Annotated in this window: 21 protein-coding genes; 12 read left to right on the top strand and 9 right to left on the bottom strand. The window is 56.4% G+C overall.

All coding sequences use genetic code 11. From position 1 onward, the window contains the following. Window positions 1-16: 16 nt before the first annotated feature. The 3 genes from AACZ86_RS09605 to recF form a co-directional block, all read right to left on the bottom strand. Window positions 17-607, bottom strand: a complete 591-nt coding sequence (locus AACZ86_RS09605) for a molybdenum cofactor guanylyltransferase (RefSeq protein WP_339691829.1) — start codon at window positions 605-607, stop codon at window positions 17-19. A 40-nt stretch (window positions 608-647) separates the two neighbouring features. Beyond that, entirely contained in the window at window positions 648-1,244 is a 597-nt protein-coding gene (locus AACZ86_RS09610; protein ID WP_339691832.1) for a CHAP domain-containing protein, read from the bottom strand. 170 nt (window positions 1,245-1,414) lie between these two features. Further along, window positions 1,415-2,488 (bottom strand): DNA replication/repair protein RecF, encoded by a 1,074-nt coding sequence (recF, locus tag AACZ86_RS09615; RefSeq protein ID WP_339691835.1) that lies wholly within the window; start codon window positions 2,486-2,488, stop codon window positions 1,415-1,417. Window positions 2,489-2,688: 200 nt separating this feature from the next. Here recF and AACZ86_RS09620 point away from each other — a divergent pair, with 200 nt between their 5' ends. From AACZ86_RS09620 to AACZ86_RS09645, 6 genes are all read left to right on the top strand, one after another. Next, on the top strand, window positions 2,689-2,871 hold the full coding sequence (locus tag AACZ86_RS09620) for a hypothetical protein (RefSeq protein WP_339691837.1): 183 nt from the start codon (window positions 2,689-2,691) through the stop codon (window positions 2,869-2,871). A 231-nt stretch (window positions 2,872-3,102) separates the two neighbouring features. Then, on the top strand, window positions 3,103-3,282 hold the full coding sequence (locus AACZ86_RS09625; protein ID WP_089132939.1) for a PspC domain-containing protein: 180 nt from the start codon (window positions 3,103-3,105) through the stop codon (window positions 3,280-3,282). Between the two features lie 123 nt (window positions 3,283-3,405). Then, window positions 3,406-4,365 (top strand): cation diffusion facilitator family transporter, encoded by a 960-nt coding sequence (locus AACZ86_RS09630; RefSeq protein WP_339691843.1) that lies wholly within the window; start codon window positions 3,406-3,408, stop codon window positions 4,363-4,365. A 204-nt stretch (window positions 4,366-4,569) separates the two neighbouring features. After that, window positions 4,570-4,896, top strand: a complete 327-nt coding sequence (locus AACZ86_RS09635) for a PilZ domain-containing protein (RefSeq protein ID WP_339691845.1) — start codon at window positions 4,570-4,572, stop codon at window positions 4,894-4,896. A 259-nt stretch (window positions 4,897-5,155) separates the two neighbouring features. Beyond that, window positions 5,156-5,794 carry a lysophospholipid acyltransferase family protein gene (locus tag AACZ86_RS09640; RefSeq protein ID WP_339691848.1) on the top strand — a complete coding sequence of 213 codons (639 nt, stop codon included), beginning with the start codon at window positions 5,156-5,158 and terminating at the stop codon, window positions 5,792-5,794. Next, complete coding sequence (locus tag AACZ86_RS09645) at window positions 5,791-6,591, top strand: DUF1295 domain-containing protein (protein ID WP_339691850.1); 801 nt, start codon at window positions 5,791-5,793, stop codon at window positions 6,589-6,591. The genes AACZ86_RS09640 and AACZ86_RS09645 overlap by 4 nt, the downstream gene beginning before the upstream one ends. 3 nt (window positions 6,592-6,594) lie before the next feature. On the opposite strand, the gene AACZ86_RS09650 is transcribed toward AACZ86_RS09645, so the two are convergent. The 3 genes from AACZ86_RS09650 to AACZ86_RS09660 form a co-directional block, all read right to left on the bottom strand. Further along, on the bottom strand, window positions 6,595-7,254 hold the full coding sequence (locus tag AACZ86_RS09650) for a DsbA family oxidoreductase (protein WP_339691853.1): 660 nt from the start codon (window positions 7,252-7,254) through the stop codon (window positions 6,595-6,597). Between the two features lie 20 nt (window positions 7,255-7,274). Then, a complete protein-coding gene (clpS, locus tag AACZ86_RS09655) occupies window positions 7,275-7,613 on the bottom strand; it encodes an ATP-dependent Clp protease adapter ClpS (protein WP_339692044.1) in 339 nt (112 codons plus the stop codon). A 221-nt stretch (window positions 7,614-7,834) separates the two neighbouring features. Further along, window positions 7,835-8,671 (bottom strand): phasin family protein, encoded by an 837-nt coding sequence (locus tag AACZ86_RS09660; protein ID WP_339691855.1) that lies wholly within the window; start codon window positions 8,669-8,671, stop codon window positions 7,835-7,837. A gap of 257 nt (window positions 8,672-8,928) precedes the next feature. On the opposite strand from AACZ86_RS09660, the gene AACZ86_RS09665 reads away from it, so the two are divergent. The 3 genes from AACZ86_RS09665 (at window position 8,929) to AACZ86_RS09675 (ending at window position 10,956) form a co-directional block, all read left to right on the top strand. Then, window positions 8,929-9,978, top strand: coding sequence for a type III polyketide synthase (locus AACZ86_RS09665; RefSeq protein WP_339691857.1), 1,050 nt, complete (start codon window positions 8,929-8,931; stop codon window positions 9,976-9,978). Continuing rightward, window positions 9,975-10,505, top strand: coding sequence for an isoprenylcysteine carboxylmethyltransferase family protein (locus AACZ86_RS09670; RefSeq protein WP_339691859.1), 531 nt, complete (start codon window positions 9,975-9,977; stop codon window positions 10,503-10,505). Before AACZ86_RS09665 ends, AACZ86_RS09670 begins: the two co-directional genes overlap by 4 nt. Before the next feature lie 73 nt (window positions 10,506-10,578). Continuing rightward, window positions 10,579-10,956 (top strand): DUF1304 domain-containing protein, encoded by a 378-nt coding sequence (locus tag AACZ86_RS09675; protein WP_339691860.1) that lies wholly within the window; start codon window positions 10,579-10,581, stop codon window positions 10,954-10,956. Here the strand turns inward: AACZ86_RS09675 and AACZ86_RS09680 are convergent. Both AACZ86_RS09680 and AACZ86_RS09685 read right to left on the bottom strand, forming a co-directional pair. Further along, window positions 10,924-11,721 (bottom strand): hypothetical protein, encoded by a 798-nt coding sequence (locus tag AACZ86_RS09680; RefSeq protein ID WP_339691862.1) that lies wholly within the window; start codon window positions 11,719-11,721, stop codon window positions 10,924-10,926. The two genes, AACZ86_RS09675 and AACZ86_RS09680, sit on opposite strands and share 33 nt — an antisense overlap. Before the next feature lie 108 nt (window positions 11,722-11,829). Then, complete coding sequence (locus AACZ86_RS09685; RefSeq protein WP_339691864.1) at window positions 11,830-12,990, bottom strand: diguanylate cyclase; 1,161 nt, start codon at window positions 12,988-12,990, stop codon at window positions 11,830-11,832. Between the two features lie 241 nt (window positions 12,991-13,231). On the opposite strand from AACZ86_RS09685, the gene AACZ86_RS09690 reads away from it, so the two are divergent. The 3 genes from AACZ86_RS09690 (at window position 13,232) to AACZ86_RS09700 (ending at window position 15,749) form a co-directional block, all read left to right on the top strand. Then, a complete protein-coding gene (locus AACZ86_RS09690; protein ID WP_339691866.1) occupies window positions 13,232-13,624 on the top strand; it encodes a host attachment family protein in 393 nt (130 codons plus the stop codon). A 216-nt stretch (window positions 13,625-13,840) separates the two neighbouring features. Beyond that, the gene (locus AACZ86_RS09695) at window positions 13,841-15,088 is read left to right on the top strand and encodes a cytochrome P450 (protein WP_339691867.1); all 1,248 of its coding nucleotides are present in this window, start codon (window positions 13,841-13,843) and stop codon (window positions 15,086-15,088) included. A 1-nt stretch (window position 15,089) separates the two neighbouring features. Further along, window positions 15,090-15,749 (top strand): TetR/AcrR family transcriptional regulator, encoded by a 660-nt coding sequence (locus tag AACZ86_RS09700; RefSeq protein ID WP_339691869.1) that lies wholly within the window; start codon window positions 15,090-15,092, stop codon window positions 15,747-15,749. A 144-nt stretch (window positions 15,750-15,893) separates the two neighbouring features. On the opposite strand, the gene AACZ86_RS09705 is transcribed toward AACZ86_RS09700, so the two are convergent. Next, complete coding sequence (locus AACZ86_RS09705; RefSeq protein WP_339691872.1) at window positions 15,894-18,221, bottom strand: TonB-dependent receptor; 2,328 nt, start codon at window positions 18,219-18,221, stop codon at window positions 15,894-15,896. Window positions 18,222-18,611: the final 390 nt, after the last annotated feature.

Below are 18,611 nucleotides of genomic sequence, written 5' to 3' on the forward strand. Positions count from 1 at the left end.
GCAGCCGGTGCTTCCCTCAAGCGCCGGCTGTTTTGTCACGTTCCGCCGCCGCCAGCTCCTCCGGCCGGTTGATGTTCATGAACAGCGTTTCGTCGGACCAGGTCACGGCTTGCGCTGCCGATTGCCGGGCAAGCCATTGCAGGGACGGCGCCCGTTCGCCGGGGTCATGGGTGGCGCGAATGCTGTTGATGATATCGCAGCGCCAATAGGCAAAGGTCGGATGAATGCGCTGGTCATCCTGGGCCACCGCGCAGCCTCCGCTCGTCGAAAGGCGTTCGACCAGATCGGCCGGTGCGTGTGGTGCATCGACCGGAACCGTCGCAAATCCGGAAAGGCCGGGCAGTACCTCTGGCAATCTATCCGCCAGCGTGAAAATGCCGCCGACAGGTCCGCCGGGGAAGTCTGGGTTGTCGCTGATCAGCGAGAGGCCGGTGCCGTAGTCCTGTGAAGCGGACAGAAAGAGATGGTCGGTCTTCCCGGAAAATCTGTCGATCAGAATATCGACCATCCGGCGTCCGCCGAGCGTGATGACCGCCTTGTCGCTGCCCATCCGAGTCGACTGCCCGCCTGCGAGAATCACCAGGCAGGTAAAGGGATCTGTGGTCATGCGAGAGGTTCCGGTTGAAGCATCATGCTCCAATCTGGCCTCAGCTGCCCACACTGTCCAGCAATTCCCCGATCAAGTCGACCTGGCCTGCGCTATCGGAGCGTTCTCCTTCCGCAGATTGAGCAAGTTCTGCCTTGAGGCGCCGGTCAAAAAGTGTTCGATTCGGAGCCTGAGTCCGGGGTGCCGGTTTTGCAGAAGCCCATTGCCGACCGCTTTGCTTTGCCGGATTCTTGGGATAGATGAATCCATTGACCGGAAAGGCGGTAGTGCCGAGCTCGGCTATGGGGGCATACCAGATGCGGACTAGGCTCCAGTCATTGTTGGCCGACACGTCTCTCGCGGCGACACGGCGTTCGATCTGCCCGCGCCGGCCGTCGATCGGGGACCAGTTGGCATGGCTGATCAATATATTGCGGCTATCGACAATCTTGCGAACGACAGCGACATGGCCCAGCTGCATCGAACCGTAACCGGGCAGCGACAGCACCGCGCCTTCGGCCGGCTGCGTGCCCCGTTGATAAACGCCCTCCGCCTGGTCCCACCAACTATGCGCATCGCCATAAATCTGGATGCCGCTCAGTTCCCTGGCGAACGGGACGCACTGGAGATAATCGTTGGCCTTGACCGGGGTAGGCATCAAAACCGCCTGCAAAACCAAAAGAATCGGAATGATCGCATTCCGAAGCAGAGTGGCAGAATTTGTCAGGGCTGTTGCATTCATCGGGATCAGCATAAACGTCGGTCGCAAAGTCTACGCTAAAGAATATGGTTAATTATCGGTAAATCACCCAGGAACTGGCCGGCAATTTATCGTTCTTTGATGGTTCCGTTCGAGACTTCGAAATGCAGTGCGCTGTCCGGAATGTCTTTGAACAACGCCGGTTCTGTTCCGGTAAGCCAGACTTGCCCGCCTCTTTCTGCCAGCTTGTCAAAAAGGGCTGCCCGGCGTTGCGGGTCAAGATGGGCCGCCACTTCATCAAGTAGCAGGATGGGCCGGCTCTGGCGCCGATCGGCGATTAAATCCGCGTGGGCCAGGACGATGGAGAACAGCAACGCTTTCTGTTCACCGGTTGAACATTTCTCGGCTGGTTGCTGTTTCGCTGCATGGAATACGGTGAGGTCTGCGCGATGTGGTCCGCGCAACGTCCGGCCTGCTGCCCGATCCGCAGACCGGTTCTGTTGCAGCATTTGATGGAGTTGTTGCTCCGTGTGCAGTCTATCATCTGCAATTTGCAAAATCGGTGTGGCAAATATCTTGCTGTCTGATTGTTCCAGCTTCGCGTTCAGTGCCGATACCATTCGATCGCGGGCTTCTGCGACGGCCGAACCGAATTGCGCGAGTTGCACATCGAGTCCCTCCAGCCATTCCTTGTCCGCCCGATAGCCATCCGCAAGCAGCCGGTTCCGTTCGCGCCGTGCCGCTTCGTATCGGGCACAGTTCCGTGCGTGCGAAGGTTCTAGCGCCATAACCAGTCGATCAAGAAAATTTCGTCGCCCGGCGGCTCCTTCTGTGAACAAGCGATCCATTGCAGGGGTTAGCCACAATATGGAAAGCCATTCTGCCAGATCATTGGTCGGGGCAGCGGCTTCGTTAATCCGCGTCTTTCTACGTTCGGGCGCATCTGAATCCGTGCCGGTCCCAATCTGGATATCACCCAACTGCGCCGCAACAGCGAAATTCCCCGTTCCCGTTTGGCAAGCCATGTCGCGCAGCGCAGCCCGCCTGAGTCCGCGACCTGGTGCGAGCAAGGACAAGGCTTCCAGGATATTGGTTTTTCCAGCACCGTTTTCGCCGCTGAAAACCATGAAGCCCGGTTTAGCCGCCAGACGCAATTCGGGATAGTTGCGAAAGTTGTGCAAGGTAAGCTGGGACAGGTTCATGGCAGAGCCTTGCACTAGCTTTTGCCGCTTTTAAAGAGAAGTAAATTCGGAAGGGGGGGGGCTTGGCTCATTCATTTATTGTTCACGAAACCCAAAAATTAGTAATTTTCACCAAGTGTAGGTTTTTGATGTATTGCACTCAAGTTGGAGATGAACGCAACCTATTGGAATATAACCATATATGTAAATTGGCACGGGCTATGCAATGTATTGGATATCTTCGCAATGACGCGAAACGCAGTTTCAAATCGAAAGGTATCACAATGTTCTCGAATATCTCCAACAGTCTGACCGCCGCCGTCGCCGCCTTGTTTTCCGCCGCCCTGTTTGTTGGCGCGAGTGTCGGCCCGGCCGTTGGCAACACAGCTTCGATCATCGCTTAACCCAGCTCAAGAAAAGAGAAGATAAATCATGTCCCACAGTTTTCAAAATTCGTTTCTCGCCGCTTTTGGTGCCATTGCAACGGCAAGCCTATTCATCGGTGCCAGCGTAATGCCGGCCTTCCAGAACGCATCAGCATTGCTTGTATGATGGCGGGCAACATTAAAAGCAGCGAAACCCGTCCGCGCAATTGGCCGGAACCCATTTCATCGAACAAAGAAAGTGATCGTCCTATGAAAAACAAACTGAAACTCGACAAGGCGAACGGCAAGCTCATGGGCGTCTGTTCAGGTCTCGCAAACTGGAGCGGTATGGATGCAAATCTGTTGCGGATCATATTCGTTCTCGCGACGATCTTTGGCTTTGGTTCTGCAATCATCATCTATCTGGCGATTGGATTGATCGTCGATTGATCCCGACATCAATTCATCCGAAGATGATATAACATACGGAAAATATGGAAATAAAATATGGACCGCTCGGGCTAGTCCGTGTAATTAGAGCGTAGAGTTTGCATTGTCATTGTCGGAGCGTGAATGTCCGCAGGTCATCAACATAGCCACGGGCATTCCTCCCACAGCCATCATGATCGTCATGGTCCGCACGGTCATATGCCGAAAAATTTCAGTCGCGCTTTCGCTTTGGGCATTGCGCTCAATATAATTTATATCATCGTTGAAGTGGTATTCGGCTTGCTGGCTGGATCGATGGCGCTCCTGGCGGATGCTGGCCATAATCTGAGCGATGTTCTGGGATTGGCCGTTGCGTGGGCTGGCGCCGAACTTGCAAAACGCCCACCGAGCAAACAATTTACATATGGTCTGGGAGGATCGTCCATTCTGGCTGCTTTGCTGAACGGACTTTTTCTGCTGGTAGCTTGTGGGGCCATCGCCTGGGAAGCGATCGAGCGTTTCAGCGCACCTAGTGCCGTCGCTTCTACCACCGTCATCATCGTCGCTTCGCTGGGAATCATAATCAATTTCGGGACCGCGATGCTTTTCATCCGCGGGCAGAAGGATGACATCAATATACGCGGAGCCTTTCTGCATATGATGGCGGATGCCGGCGTTTCGGCTGGGGTCGTGGTTGGTGGCATTGTCATCTATTTTACCGGAATAAACTGGATTGATCCCTTGCTCAGCCTGCTGATCGTCGGTTTGATATTCTGGAGTACATGGGGATTGCTGTCCGAAGCGGTCCGGATGTCGCTAGCGGGTGTGCCGCGTGATATTGATGTCGAAGAAGTCTTCGAATATCTTGCGTCGTTGCAAGGGGTCGAAGCCGTCCATGATCTGCATATTTGGCCGATGAGCACGAGCGAAACCGCAATGACCGCCCATCTGGTTCTACCACATGGCCATCCCGGGAAAGGTTTCCTCGCCGAGGTGCAAAGGGAAATGAAGATTCGATTCTCTATCCATCACATCACGATCCAGATCGAGCTTGAGGACGAAGAGGCCGATCTGTGCCAGGTCGATTGCGGTGACCGGGACTGAGAAGAGCTTATATTATTCAATGAATTTCCGTCATTTACCCAAAAAACTCCCATCTCTGTTAACGATTGAATAAACATCTCTTGTTAATCTTTGTTTGTAGGCATTCGGTTATCTGGTCATGAAAGTGATGGTACCGGAAAATACCATCGGCGAGCCTGCATTATATTCGAAAATTGGGGGCAATATGAACGATAGGGCGGTCCAATGAATGATATATCGAAGCGGCGCGATCCTCGCGCCTCACAGCGAACCGACGTTGAAATATCCGCTTCCGTCCGCGAGCCAGGCTTGGGTAGCGTTGATGCAATGATTCTGGATCTGTCAATCACCGGGTTCCGGATGCGCTGCCTGACTCGCTTGACCGGTGAAAAGGTAATTTTTCTGAAACTGCCGTCATTCGCCGCCTTGGAGAGCAAGATATGTTGGCGCGATGGCGACTATTTTGGTTGTGAATTTGCCCAATCACTCCATCCGGCCGTCTATAACCATATCATCGCCAAATATCCTTCCTTGCAAATAGCAGCCGAATAGTCGGCTTGGCCCATCTCGCCCGCCATACGAACCGCTAACGCACGATCGCTGTCTTCAACCCGTTGGTCCGGTTCACGGAGCGGGTGCAAAAGGGGAGGGGTCGGAAAGGTTCTTCTCGAGTCTGGAGAACCGGCCTGCGGAAGATCTGCTCTATATCATCCGGATTAATGCGTTGCCGATATCTGTCGTTGCGCAGTCTGAAAATAGACTTATGGTCGTTCGATCATCGCGGCATCCGGTCCCGCGAGAGGGAGGATGCGTGCACGACGAGATTGAACCGAGCTGGTTGTCGGAAATTGTCCGCCGGTTTTCCGTATTCATGTTTACGATTAACGGCTGGACTGCGGTGCAGGAAAACCCGCCTCCCAGAAAAGCAGTCATCATAGCGGCACCCCACACCAGCAACTGGGATTTCCTTTATTATTTCGGGCTGCTCAACAAGCTCAAGATTTCGTCTTATTGGATCGGCAAGGACACTCTGTTCAAATGGCCCTGGGGCGACATGATGCGGCGTCTGGGCGGTGTTCCGGTGGACCGGTTTAAATCCCACAATATGGTAGATGCGATGGTCCGGGAATTCGAGCGGCGCGACGATTTCCTTTTGACAATTCCGCCCGAAGGCACGCGCGGCGCAGGCAAGCAATGGCGGACCGGTTTCTATTATATTGCGCTCCAGGCGAAAGTCCCTTTGATCATTGGTCTGATGGACTATCAGAAAAAGACAGGGGGTTTGGGCCCATCGTTCATGCCCTCGGGGGATTATAAAGCGGACATGAAGATACTCAGCGATTTTTATCACAGCGTGACCCCGAAATATCCGGAGAAAGCAATGCGTGATATTGTCTCGACCGATCCGGGAAGTGCGAGCGGCAAGTCAAAGGCAGGAGAGCCAAAGTGAATATACTGACAGCCCTGGGTCTGAATTTTGCTCTGCTGGTCGCTATCATGCTGTGCTTGTGGTTGATATCGGTTCGCATCCGCGACGTGTCATTCATTGATGCCTTCTGGGCTTATGGCATGGCTATCATGGCGAGCGCTTCTTTCATCCAGTCTGAGAATCCCGGATCATTAGCCTATATAATCTGGGCTTTGACAGCCTTGTGGGGGATCCGGCTGGGAACACACCTGTTCTTGCGCTGGCGCAAGGAAGGGGTCGATCCCCGTTATAAAAAGATAATGGGCCGGGCCATGGAAAAACAGGGGATGGGCTTCGCCAAAGCGGCGCTGTTGAAAGCATGGGTGACGCAAATCCCGCTGCTTTTTATCGTCTGTCTGCCCGCCCAGCTTGGTATTCTGCTGGCTGGCCCTGCTTCAGCTGGCCCTGTCGCCATTATCGGCGTTGTCATCGCGGTGGTTGGAATCGCCTTTGAAACGATCGGCGACATGCAACTCAAAGCCTTCCGATCGAACCCTGGCAGCAAAGGCAAGGTACTGGATAGCGGCTTGTGGAAATATACCCGTCACCCTAATTATTTCGGTGATTTTTGTGCCTGGTGGGGAATTTGGCTGGTGGCCGCACAAACCGGCTGGCCGGTTTGGATCGCGGTGGTCGGGCCTCTGTTCCTGAGCTTCACCCTGATGAAATGGAGCGGAGCACCTTTGCTGGAAAAAAGCCTGAAAAAGAACCGCCCCGACTATGTCGATTATATCGAGCGGACGTCCGGCTTCTTTCCGATGCCGCCTGGGAAAAAGTGAAGCTCAGGCAGCTTTCTGGAGCAATTTGTTCTCGATAATATTGGCAAAAACATCAGCTTCCTGAGCACCCGGTACCATGAATTTCTTGTTGAAGATAAAGGCCGGTACGCCGGTAATGAAACGGTCCTGCCATTCCGCTTCGGTAGCCCGTACTTCGTCGGCATATAGGTTCGTGCTGAGCAGATCCCGGGCCCGCTTCTCGTCCAGGCCAACAGACGCTGCGACAGAAACCAGCGTTTCGTGATCGCTTACATTCTTGCCATCGGTAAAATGCGCTTTGAACAAAGCCAGTTTCAAGGCCGTTTGTTTTCCGGCTTCGCCAGCCCAGTGGAGCAGGCGATGCGCATCAAATGTGTTCACCATCCGCATATTGTCACCATAGCTGAATTCGAAATCCAGTTCGCTCCCGGCATTGCGCAGACGCTCTCTATTGGCTTTGCTTTGTTCGGGCGTGGCACCATATTTTTGGGCCATATGTTCGCTGATGTCCTGGCCTTCCGGCGGCATGGAAGGGTTTAGTTCAAAGGCATGCCACGCCAGTTCAAAACGGGCCTTGCCTTCAAATTGCTGCATGGCTTTTTCAAGCTTCTTATATCCAATGATACACCATGGGCAGACCACATCGGAGACGATGTCCACAGTGATGACAGGTATATCGGACATGGGGATTTCCTTGATTATTATCAGGCTTTCTCAAGCGTGCACTGCAGCGGATGTTCGTTTTTACGGGCAAAATCCATCACTTGCGTGACTTTGGTTTCTGCAACTTCGTAGCTGAACGTACCGCAAACCCCGACTCCCTTCTGGTGAACGTGGAGCATGACGCGCGTTGCTTCGTCGATGTCCATGTTGAAGAAGCGTTTCAGAACGAGGACAACAAATTCCATCGGCGTATAATCGTCGTTGAGGATCAGGACCTTATAGGGGCTGGGCTTCTTGGTCTTGGCCCGGGTCTTGGTTGCGATGCCGAGATTTGTGTCGTCATCATTGTCACCTGATCCATTGTCCGGATCGTCGCCCATGACCGGATGGACGCTGGCGCGGCTTGGCCGGTCAGGTTTCTGTGCGGGTGAAAGAATCTGCTGGTTCATCATTAGCCTCAGGATATGGTATTTTTACCCCCGAGGGCAAGTGGGGGATTGATAGTTTCCACAGCTTTTGCGGCTATGGGTGTTAACAAAAGGCAAATAAAAAGGACCGCTCCAACGGAACGGTCCTTTTTTAATCTCCAGGAAAGAGCGGCTTAAGCAGCTGCTTTCAGTTCCTTGCGGATTTCGCTGACGCGATCAGCGATCGGCTGATAAGCTTTGCCAGCGAGCTTGACGACGGCGTCGGCGTTGTTCGAAGTCTGGTCCATTACCCGGTCCAGGCCACTGCGGACATAGTCAGCTTGCTTTGCAAACATGTCTTTTGGCGTCGCAACGCTGAACAGGCCCTGCAGGGCGCGGCTGGCTTCAACAAAATTCTCGCGGGTATATTTCACGTTGGTCTTGCCGATTTCCTGAGCGCCCTTTGCAGCAATCTTGCCGCTTTCGAGCAGGGTTTCAACATTTTCGCGGTTGAATTCAACAGCATTTTTCGACAGCGCAACAGCACGGTCAGCAGCAGCCTTGGCGCGAGTCTGCGCTTCGGCGGTCAACTTTTCAAAGCGCGAGCCGAGCTTGTCAGCGGTTTTCTTGGCGGTGTTCGCAGCCTTTGTGTTGGCCGCTTTGGTGTTCTTTACAACGCGTTTGGTTGCGGTGGTTTTGGTGGTAGCCATTTTCTTGGTTCCTTTGGTCGTTTTCTTCAATGTGGTTTTGGCAACGGGCTTCGCAGCGACTTTACGCTTTGCGACGACCTTCTTTGTTGCCGGCTTGGTTGCTGCGGTTGTTTTGGCAGCAGGCTGTGCCGCTGTTGCCGGTTTAGCAGCTGTAGCCACCGGCTTATGGGTTTCGGTCCGCTCGACAATCGCAGCTTCTGACGCCGGTTTGTCGGACAGAGTGGTCGCGGATGCCGCTGCAGAATAAGCGGCTTCAGCAGAGAGCGAGCCGGTTACTTTTGCTGCCGGAGCAGTAGATGTTTCGTTTTTCGTATCAGCCATCGGTTATCTCACTTCTATGTTGCAGTGCACAAATAAGGGATGGGATAGCCGATGTCAAGAAAAATGGTGCAGTGCACAATAAACTGTAAATCGGGATAGAGGTCACCGTGTTATAGCTATTTTTTTGGATCGGGTGTTTCTAAGGCTCTGCATTTCTCAGGCATCGGACATACATGCTATGGTGCAATGCACCAGATTTCTGTGTTTCGAGGCCGTATCTGTTGTAACAGGGTCAATATGATCACTGAAAGTTTTCTATGCCTGTATTGAAATCCATCGCCACTGCCGTTCCCGATCACCGGATCACCCAGGCCGAGGTACTGGCGGTGCTGGCCAAGGCGAGGGGATCGGCGCTACCCGCGCGGCTGGAACAGATACTTGGCAATAGCGGTATTGATCGGCGGTATCTCGCCTGCGAGGCGGATTACTATCTGGAGCCGCGTAGCTGGACGGGGCGAGCGGCTATTTATGATCAGGTCGGAACCCGGCTGGCGCATAAGGCCGCTGGCGATGCGCTGGACAAAGCGGCGCTACTGCCCCCCGATATCGACGCCATCATCATGATTTCGACCACTGGCACGATGACACCTTCTATTCCCAGCCGGATGATCGAGCCGATGGGTTTCGATCCTTCGACCCAGGCGATCCCTGTATTCGGCTATGGTTGCGCCGGCAGTGTGCTCGGGCTGCGGCTGGCCAATGATCTGGCGGCGGCGGGTGAAGGGCAGAATGTCCTGATGATCTCGCTGGAACTGTGTAGCCTGTCTTATGACTATAGCCAGTTTGACAAGAAGAATATGATCGCAACAGCCCTGTTCGCCGACGGCTGTGCTGCTGCGGTGGTCAGCGGCAAGGCCGCACCGGCCGGCGCGCCCAGCTTCGGTGCGTTCGAGCAGAAGACCTGGCCCGACACCCGCGACATGATGGGCTGGGATATCGGAACCACCGGCTTCGATCTTGTGCTGGCCCGCGATATCCCGAGCTTCGTGACAAAGGATTTCGCGCCTTTCTGCGACGGGTTTCTGGAAACGCAGGGGCTCGAAAAATCCGATCTCGCCGAACCCGCCTGCCATCCCGGCGGCGGCAGGGTGGTGGAAGCGCTAGAAGCCTATTTCGCGCCCGAGATCGCTGGCATCCCGGCAACCCGGGAGATCCTGCGACAGCATGGCAATATGTCCTCGCCGACGGTGCTGTTCGTGCTCGAAAAGCTGCTTGCGCAGAAGCCGGACAAGCCGATCTTGCTCACCGCGCTCGGGCCGGGCTTTACCGCGGCGGTCGGTATCCTCGATCCGCAGGGTGCCGCATGACCGGTCCGCTCGGCGCGATTTTCATGACCAGTCCTACGCTGGTGACCTGGGTGCTGGTCTACATCGTCGTCCAGCGGTTGGGCGAGCTGGTTCACGCAAATCGCAACACCCGGCGTCTGCTCGGCGAGGGCGGGCAGGAATATGGTGCTGACCATTATCATTATTTCATCTTTCTCCACAGCGCGTGGATTGCGGTGATTGCGCTGCTGGTCGACCCGCAGCATGTCATCCATCCTGCGATGCTGGCTCTGTTCGTCGCCACGCAGGTCCTGCGCGTGTGGACGCTCGCCAGCATTGGCCGCTGGTGGACCACAAGGATCATCTCGGCGCCGCATTTTGATCGCGTGAAGCGGGGGCCGTATAAATATATCAGCCACCCTAATTATCTGGTGGTGGTGCTGGAAATCGCGATTGTCCCGCTGATGCTCGGTCTGCCGTGGGTGGCATTGGTCTTTTCGATTCTCAACGCCATGCTGCTGCGCCACCGGATCGGCGTCGAGAACCAGGTGCTTGGCGAGCGCGGCTAACCAAAATTGCGCTTGCCGTTTTACAAGCTGGAATTTTACAATCTATAAGAGCGAAGGCTTGGGGAGTCGCAACATGTCCAGACTGGCAAAGATCATGATCGTTCTGATCGCTCTCTTGCATCTCTATATAGCCTGGTTCGGGATATTCGCGTGGCAAGGGCAGGGGCCTGCGACTTTCCCCGACCTTCCGGCCAGCCTGTTTGAACCGACCACCGCCATGGCCGCCAATCAGGGCATCTATAATCTCTGTCTCGCGGCTGGCCTGATCTGGTCGCTGTTCATTCGCGATGCCGAGTGGCAGCGCAAGGTCGCGACTGCTTTTCTGCTGTTCGTTACCACCGCCGGTATTTTCGGTGCCTGGCGGGTCTCGGCCGATATCGCACTGGTGCAGGCCGGCCCGGCGGTGATCGGGATATTGCTATTGTGGTTGCCGGTGCGGAAGACGCGGTAACGCCGTCAGGCCCAGGACGACAATTGTCGCGACTCCGGCCGCGACCGTCAACATTATTGCGGAATCGATATTGGCGATCGCAATGCCAATGAACCCCCAGGACACGGCAATGGCATAGGGCCATGATCCGAGGCGATACGCGTTATAGCCTGCGAAGCCGGTCGCCAAAACAAGCGCGATCACCGCCGCTGCAAATTCATCGACAAAGCCATATCCTGCAAGCAGCAGTCCGATGGACACGAAGGACGCGGCGGAAAGCCAGCCAGCATATAGGGCGACCGGCCAGCGGGCGATCCAGGGAGGCGCAGCATTGGCCAATTGATATAGTGCAATCAGGGCGGCGATCAACATGATCCATATCAAGATGGTCGCCCATATCGGCGAAGCAAGCGCGACAGGAAGCCAGATTGTGCCGACCGCCAGTGACAGCATCAATGCAATGCGCCCCTTGTCCCATTCCGCGTCCTGCCTGAATTTAAAGGCACCAAAAAGCGCGTGGGCCACCAGCCACAGATAGATAGGGCCCCAGATGCTGAAGGCCCATCCTACCGGCTGAACCGGCGGGTTCAACTGGGGTACCGGATATCTGTCCGGATCAATTCCGCCGAATTCCGGCGACAGAAAGGGCGCAACGGCAAAGGCAATTGCTACGATAAGGACGAATATGGCTTTCATGGATTCCGCTTTCCGCTGGTCTTTGGGCCGGTCATAGGATGGCAGGACGACTGGCGCAGTACGTGTCTTTGGACAGATACGCCCGGCCATCACGGACAGGCTTTGTCATGGTAAAACCGGGAAGGATGATATTGGTTGCAGGTTGGGCGATTTTCCGGGCTGTGCCCAACCGGCCTCGCTGGTTTGGCCTGCGCTGTCTCACGCAATATTGCGCAAGCCGCTTCCCGGATATCCGCCCGCATTCTTGCCCGCCCGCTTCATATGATAGAGCGCGCCGTCGGCGGCCTTGAGCAGTTGCTCGGTGCCGGTGCCGTCCAGCGTCTGGACAGCGATACCGACGCTGGCGGAGGGAGTCAGGACATGCCCGTTGATATGGGCCGGTCTGGCAAAGCCGGAAAGATAGGCGGTTGCTCTTGCTGCCGCCTGATCGTGTGCTGTCACATTGGGCATGAAGATCAGAAATTCGTCGCCGCCCAGCCGCCCGACAATCTCTTCTGCTGCGCTGCTCCGGTTCAGTCGCTCGGCTACCTCGACCAGCAGCCGGTCACCGATATCATGTCCCAGATTATCATTCACCTGCTTGAACTGGTTGAGATCGAGCAGGGCCACCGCGAAACCGCTGCCGTGCCTCGCAAAAGCCTGTTCTGCCAGACGCAGGTGGTTCATCATCGCGCGGCGGTTGGCCAGCCCGGTCAGCGGATCGCTATGCGCCTGTTTCCAGATCGTATGCCGCATGATCAGGCCGGAGATGATCTGGTTATAGCTGTCGATGATGAACCGGATCATCAGCAGCGCGATCGTGATCATGCTCCATCCCATGATCATGTCGTCAAAACCGCCCGCCAATATCATCGCCACGGCAGAGGGAATGACGCCGAGGACGAGAACCGTGACGGCCGGTTTTTTCAGGCAGGCCAGACAATGGGCGATGCAGGTCGATCCGAAAACCAGCGACATCGGAATGAACATCTGGTTGGCGAAAATACCGGTTGAGATGATCAAAACCGACCAGATGCTGAGAAAGGAGACAATGCCGACCGCAAGGACGGAGAGGTTCCTGAGTATCTTTTGCGTCTGTGCCGCCGATTCCGGCTTTCTCGGATAGCGCATCCAGACGATCATCCGCGCGAGACTGCCGACCGCCATTAGGCCCATCCAGCCATAATAGACGGGCTCGACCCCTTCGTGCGCGGACAGGACCATCACCGCCACCAGATTGAATATGGCGACCAGATAGATCATCGGCACATGGGTCAACGCCCGCTGCAGCTGCATTTCCTCGACCGCCGGCCGGATGGCTTCCGGGATTTTTGGTGAACGCCATGGGGTTTGCCAGGATGTCCGCCAGTTTTTTTCCATTTGCGGCGTTAACACCATGTCTTAAGACTATCCCACAAGAGCAGAGTGACTGTTTCATTCCAACTAGGCCTCGCTTGTAAAAATAGGGTTAACAAACGCCCGTCTGTCGCTGCCTGAATGGCCCGCAAAAGCAGGCCCGCGCCGAAATTCCCCCCGCGCCTGTCCGGCCTCCCGGCAAGCCTGAACCGCAACCTTTCGACCGGTCGCGCATTGATGGTCTGAACCTAGAGAGGACTACCATATGGCTATGCTGAATTTTCCGGAAGAAACATTTGCAGTGATCGCGACGGGCAGGGAGGCGAAGACATTCTACATCAGGAGCGGCGCGCTGGAACATGACGGCGACTGGACCCCCGGCGATCTGGCCGACCAAGGCCCCTCCGGCAAATCCCCGTCCGAGCAATCGCCCCGGGAAAGCATGGAGGCGACCTTCTCCAAGATCATCGCCGAGAAACTCTACGAACGCTCACACAAGGGTGCATTTGAACGGCTGATCCTGATCGCCGATCCCGACACGCTCGGCGAGATCCGCCCGCTGCTGCATCAGGAAGTGAGCGACAAGATCGTCCTGGAGCAGGCCAAGACACTGACCAATTCGCCGATTGCCGATATCGAGAAGTCGCTGGCGCAATAGCGGCTGCGTCATCCTGACCAACTACCCGTCATCCTGAACCCGTTTCAGGACCTCGCGCGTCGGTGCGCGATCTCTGGAGGTTCTGAAACGGGTTCAGGATAACGAAGGGGGTTGTGCGGGCGCCGCCGCCCTCCAAGGCAAATTTGCATCAGAACCATTTTAGGGTTATCACCCTAAACACAATGAGTCGTGCAAAATCTCTGGAGGGGGAAGACTATGGCAACGGTACTGGAAGCAACAAAGGCGTCGATCGAACCGGTCGACGTTTCGCTGGCGGAACTCTATGCGGAGGATCGCTGGCAGGAGCCGTTTCGCAAATTGCGCGCCGAAGCTCCGATCCAATATGTGCCGGATTCCAAATTCGGGCCTTATTGGTCGGTCTCCACCTACAAACCGATCGTCAATGTCGAGGCACTGCCGAAGATTTTCTCGTCATCCTATGAATATGGCGGCATATCGATCGCCTTCTATACTGATCGCCTGTTGCCGGACGAATTTCGCCAGCCGCAGTTCATCGCCATGGATCCGCCGCAGCATACGGCGCAGCGCCGGACTATCGCTCCGGCTTTCGGGCCGAGCGAAGTCAAGGCGATGCAGGACGAAGTGCGCCAGCGCACCGGCGAAGTGCTGGACTCTTTGCCGGTCGGAGAAGCCTTTGACTGGGTCGAGAGACTGTCGATCGAGCTGACCACCGGGATGCTGGCCAAATTGTTCGATTTCCCCTGGGAAGAGCGCGACAAGCTGACTTTATGGTCGAACAAGCTCGGCGATGTCGAGCTGATCCACGAAGAAAACGGCATCGCGCGGCGCAATGAATATGCCATGGAAATGGCGGCGGCCTTCACCAAATTGTGGGAACGCAAGGCGGGCGAAGCGCCGGGCAAGGACCTGATCTCGGTGATGATGCAGTCGGAATCGATGAGCGAGATGAAGCCCGAGGAATTTATCGGCAATCTGATCCTGCTGATCGTCGGCGGCAATGACACCACCCGCAACTCGATGAGCGCATATGCCTACGGCCTCAGCCAGTTTCCCGAAGAGCGGGCGAAGCTGGAGGCTGATCCGTCGCTGATCCCCAATGCGGTGGCCGAGCTGCTCCGCTGGCAGACGCCGCTGGCGCATATGCGGCGGACGGTGATGGAAGATACCGAACTGGACGGCGTGGCGATGAAAAAGGGCGACAAGGTCGTGCTCTGGTATCTCTCCGCCAATCGCGACGAGACGATTTTCGACGACCCCGACAGCATCCGCGTCGACCGCGACAATGCCCGGCGGCATCTGTCTTTCGGCTATGGCATCCACCGCTGCGTCGGCGCGCGAGTGGCCGAATTGCAGCTGCATGTGCTGCTCGAGGAAATGGCGAAGCGGCGGCTGCGGGTCAATGTGCTCGAGGAACCGGAGCGGGTGCCTGCCTGTTTCGTCCACGGTTATCGCAAGATGATGGTCAAGCTGGAGCGCTACTGATTTGAAAACCCGCGACCGGATCGTGCTCGAGGCGCGGCGGCTCTACAACCAGCGCGGCTATGGCAATGTGTCGAGCGCCGCGCTGGCCGAGCATCTCGGCATGGCCGAGGGCAATCTCTGGTATCATTTCAAGACCCGGCGGGCGATCCTGTCGGCGATCAGCGAGGGCTTTGCGGTCGACATCGAGAAGCGGCTGTCGCGGCTGCCGGCGGCTGGCGCGGATATCGTCGACGAATATGGCGACCTGCTGCAGGCACTGATCTGGGAGTTTCAGGAATATCGCTTCCTCTACCGCGATCAGGGTGATTATGGCGGGCATGACGAGATCGTCCGGCGCGGCGCCCGCGGCTGGATCGAGCGGACGCAGCAGCAATTTCATGTCTATTTACAGGCCTTTGTCGCGGCCGGCCTGCTCGACTGGCAGGAGGACCGGCTGGCCGACCTGGCGATCAACGCCACGATCATCCTTCGCTATGGTCTCGACCATTATCGCGAGATGGGCGCCTCGATAGAGCAGGGCGGCGGCGCGGTGCGCAGCAGCTTGTTGCGGCATCTCACCCTGTTCGAGCACAAGCTGCTTCCCGAAGCGGTCGAGCGTTTGAAGGGATCGATCGAACGGATCGAAGTGGGTGAGGGACCGATCCAGAGCGTTGCTGCCTGATTGATGACGATGTCGGTTGGCGGGTGATCAGTGCATTCGGTAAACTGTCACCGTGATTGGACCGGGTTTGGAGCCAGATAGCCCATCGCCTCAATCCGCACCCGGATATAGGAGATGGGCCGCCGGCAGCAGACAATTGATATTCTAGAATTTTGCGCTGGCCTGAATGCCGTAAAAGCGCGGTTCGGCCGGGATGAATGTCGGGATGCCAAATCCACCGCCGGTGTTGCCAGCATCAAGCAGGTAGTTTTTATTGGTCAGGTTTCGTGCGAATCCGGCAATCTCGAACTGCTCGTCTGCAAAGGATACACCGGCCCGCAGATTGACCAGAGTTACACCGGGTTGACTGATCAGGCTGGAATTCGGGGCTTCGAAATATACCCGGCTGCGATAGGTTACGCTTGGTGTGGCAAACAAGCGGGTGCTGTCGTTGATCGGATAGTCGACGGTAAAGCCGCCGGCCGCCTGGACCTCTGGCTGGAGACGGAATCGTGCCCCTGCAAGATTGCCATTTTCAGGGTCATTCGCGATACCACCATCAATAAAGCCGATATTGGCAAACAGGTTCAGCCAGTCAGCGGCACGTATATTGACTTCTGCCTCGACCCCGAAATTGGTCGCGCTGCCAGCGCTGCGTGTGATCGAGGTCCCCGGGTTGGCCGGATCGTTCACGCTAACCTGGAAATTCTCATAGGTTTGGTAATAGACACCGAGCGAACCGGATACCGGCCCAACCGCGCCTTTCAGTCCTACTTCATAGTTCCACACGATTTCCGGCGCGATGTCGGTGAAATTGCCGACCGGCCCGGTAGCGGTAGCGGTCGCGCCAGCGTTTACCGTCGCCGAGCGACGGCCTTTGGAGACCGTGGCAAAGCCGTTGATATCATCGGAGAAGCGGTAGAGGATGTTGAAGCGCGGCAAGATCGCGGAGAAACTGTCTTCCGTGCGGAAGGTCTGGCCAGCGGTGTCGGTGAGCGGGAAGGGCGGCGAGCCGGTGAAGAACGAACCGGGTGCGGTCGCGCGATAGCCGGAGCGGCGCTTTTCGATCAACACGCGGACGCCTGCGGTCATCTCGAGGCTGGGGGTCGGTATCCAGGTGCCGTCGGCGAACACGGAATAGCTGTCATTCTTGCCGAGATTTTCGAACACGGCCTGATAAGGCACTGCTCCGACCGCGCCGTTGGTCAGCGCAGTGATCGCATCTCCGGCGGGCACGCCATTGGCATCGACACAGGGCACGCCGGGGACGACGATACCGGCGAGACATTGAAAATAGGTCACTTCATCGGTGGAGAAGGGGACCCGCTGATTGCTGTCTTCGCGGAACAAGTTCCAGCCGAAGCTGCCACGGAATGTGTCGCTTGTGTAGGCAAAGCGGGTTTCGTGACTGCCCTGTTCGCCGTTGGCGTCCTCGGCAAATTCGAGGAAATAGGCGGCGGAGCCATCGGCGTCGAACACCTCGTTGCTGTTGAATTTGCGGAAACCGTTGACCATGGTGATTGTCCAGTCGTCGGCAATATCCCAGTTCATTGTCAGATTGGCGTCATAGACGTCGCGGGTCAGGCCCAGTCTGGCATCGCCCAGCACTGCTGCCGAAAAAGGTGAGCCGCGCAGGTCGGCGGCGCCAAATGGATCTGCCGGTCCGGCGCTGGTCGGCAGGGTGCCGGAGATAAAGGCCGTGCCCGGGTTGCGCTGACGGTCGTAGGTCACGATCAGGTCGGCGTTGAAAGTGTCGCTCGGCGTGAAGCGTAGGGAACCGCGCACGCCGAGCTGGTTTTGACCATTGAGGTCATCCTGGTTTGGGGCCAGGTTGGTCACGTAGCCGTCGCGCTTTTTATAGGCAAAAGCGACACGGCCGGCGATTGTGTCAGAGCCGGCATTGACATGGCCAGCGACCGAATATTGGTTGAAATTGCCGTAGGATCCGGACAGCTCGCCGGAAAAGCCGGCTTCCGGCTTGTTCGAGATGATGCTGATGGCGCCGACGGCAGAGGCGGTGCCGAACAGGGTCGCCTGCGGGCCCTTGATGACTTCGATCCGGTCGACATCATAAATATCCTGATAGGAACCGCGCGAACGGGAAATGTCGACGCCGTTATAGTAGAGCGTGACGCGCGCTGCCTGTTGCGCCGAGCCGCTGTCGGAGGTGATGCCGCGAATGACGATGCCGGGATTGTTGGCGCTCTGTTCCTGGATATTGAGGCCGGGAACATAGTTGGACAGTTCGTCGAGATCCGATACGCCCAGCTCCTTGAGCCGCTTGCCGCTATTGGCCGAGATGGTGATTGGCACATCGGTCGACTTCTGCTCGAATTTCTGGGCAGTCACGATGATGACATTGTCGTCTGACTCTTCGGCGACATCATCGGTGCCGGTCAGCGCTAGGGCCGGGGTGGTGCTGACGGCCAATAGCGCGGAGGCGAGGGCGATCAGCGAGGGGCGGGAGAGGGCGTTGGAAGACAATTTTGTCATGAAGGAATCAGCCTTTTATATGCGACACTGGAATGGATGGTGCAGTGCAGCAAGGCCGTGACGGGCTGACGGTGGTTGAATGACGTTTCGGCGACTGCTGCACGACGGAATTGTGACGGCGGAGCCAGCGCGGACTTTGACCCGCCCACGACACCATCGCAACAATCCCGCAAGATTTTAAGCCTGTATATGAGATACCGGATTGGAAGATTTGGAGGCTCATTTATGGCTAATTTACGGGCGACTCCGGGAGGCAACGCGATGATTGTCTGTGTCGCGCGTGGTGCCGGTAGGGCGGTCGGGCAAAATTGTGCAAAAATGCAGCGAAAAGCGGGGAAAGCGTAACCCTATTATGCCCGAAATGGCGAAATATATGGCGGGAAGTGGCAA

The organism is uncultured Parasphingorhabdus sp. (genome assembly GCF_963975735.1).
Taxonomy (GTDB): domain Bacteria; phylum Pseudomonadota; class Alphaproteobacteria; order Sphingomonadales; family Sphingomonadaceae; genus Parasphingorhabdus.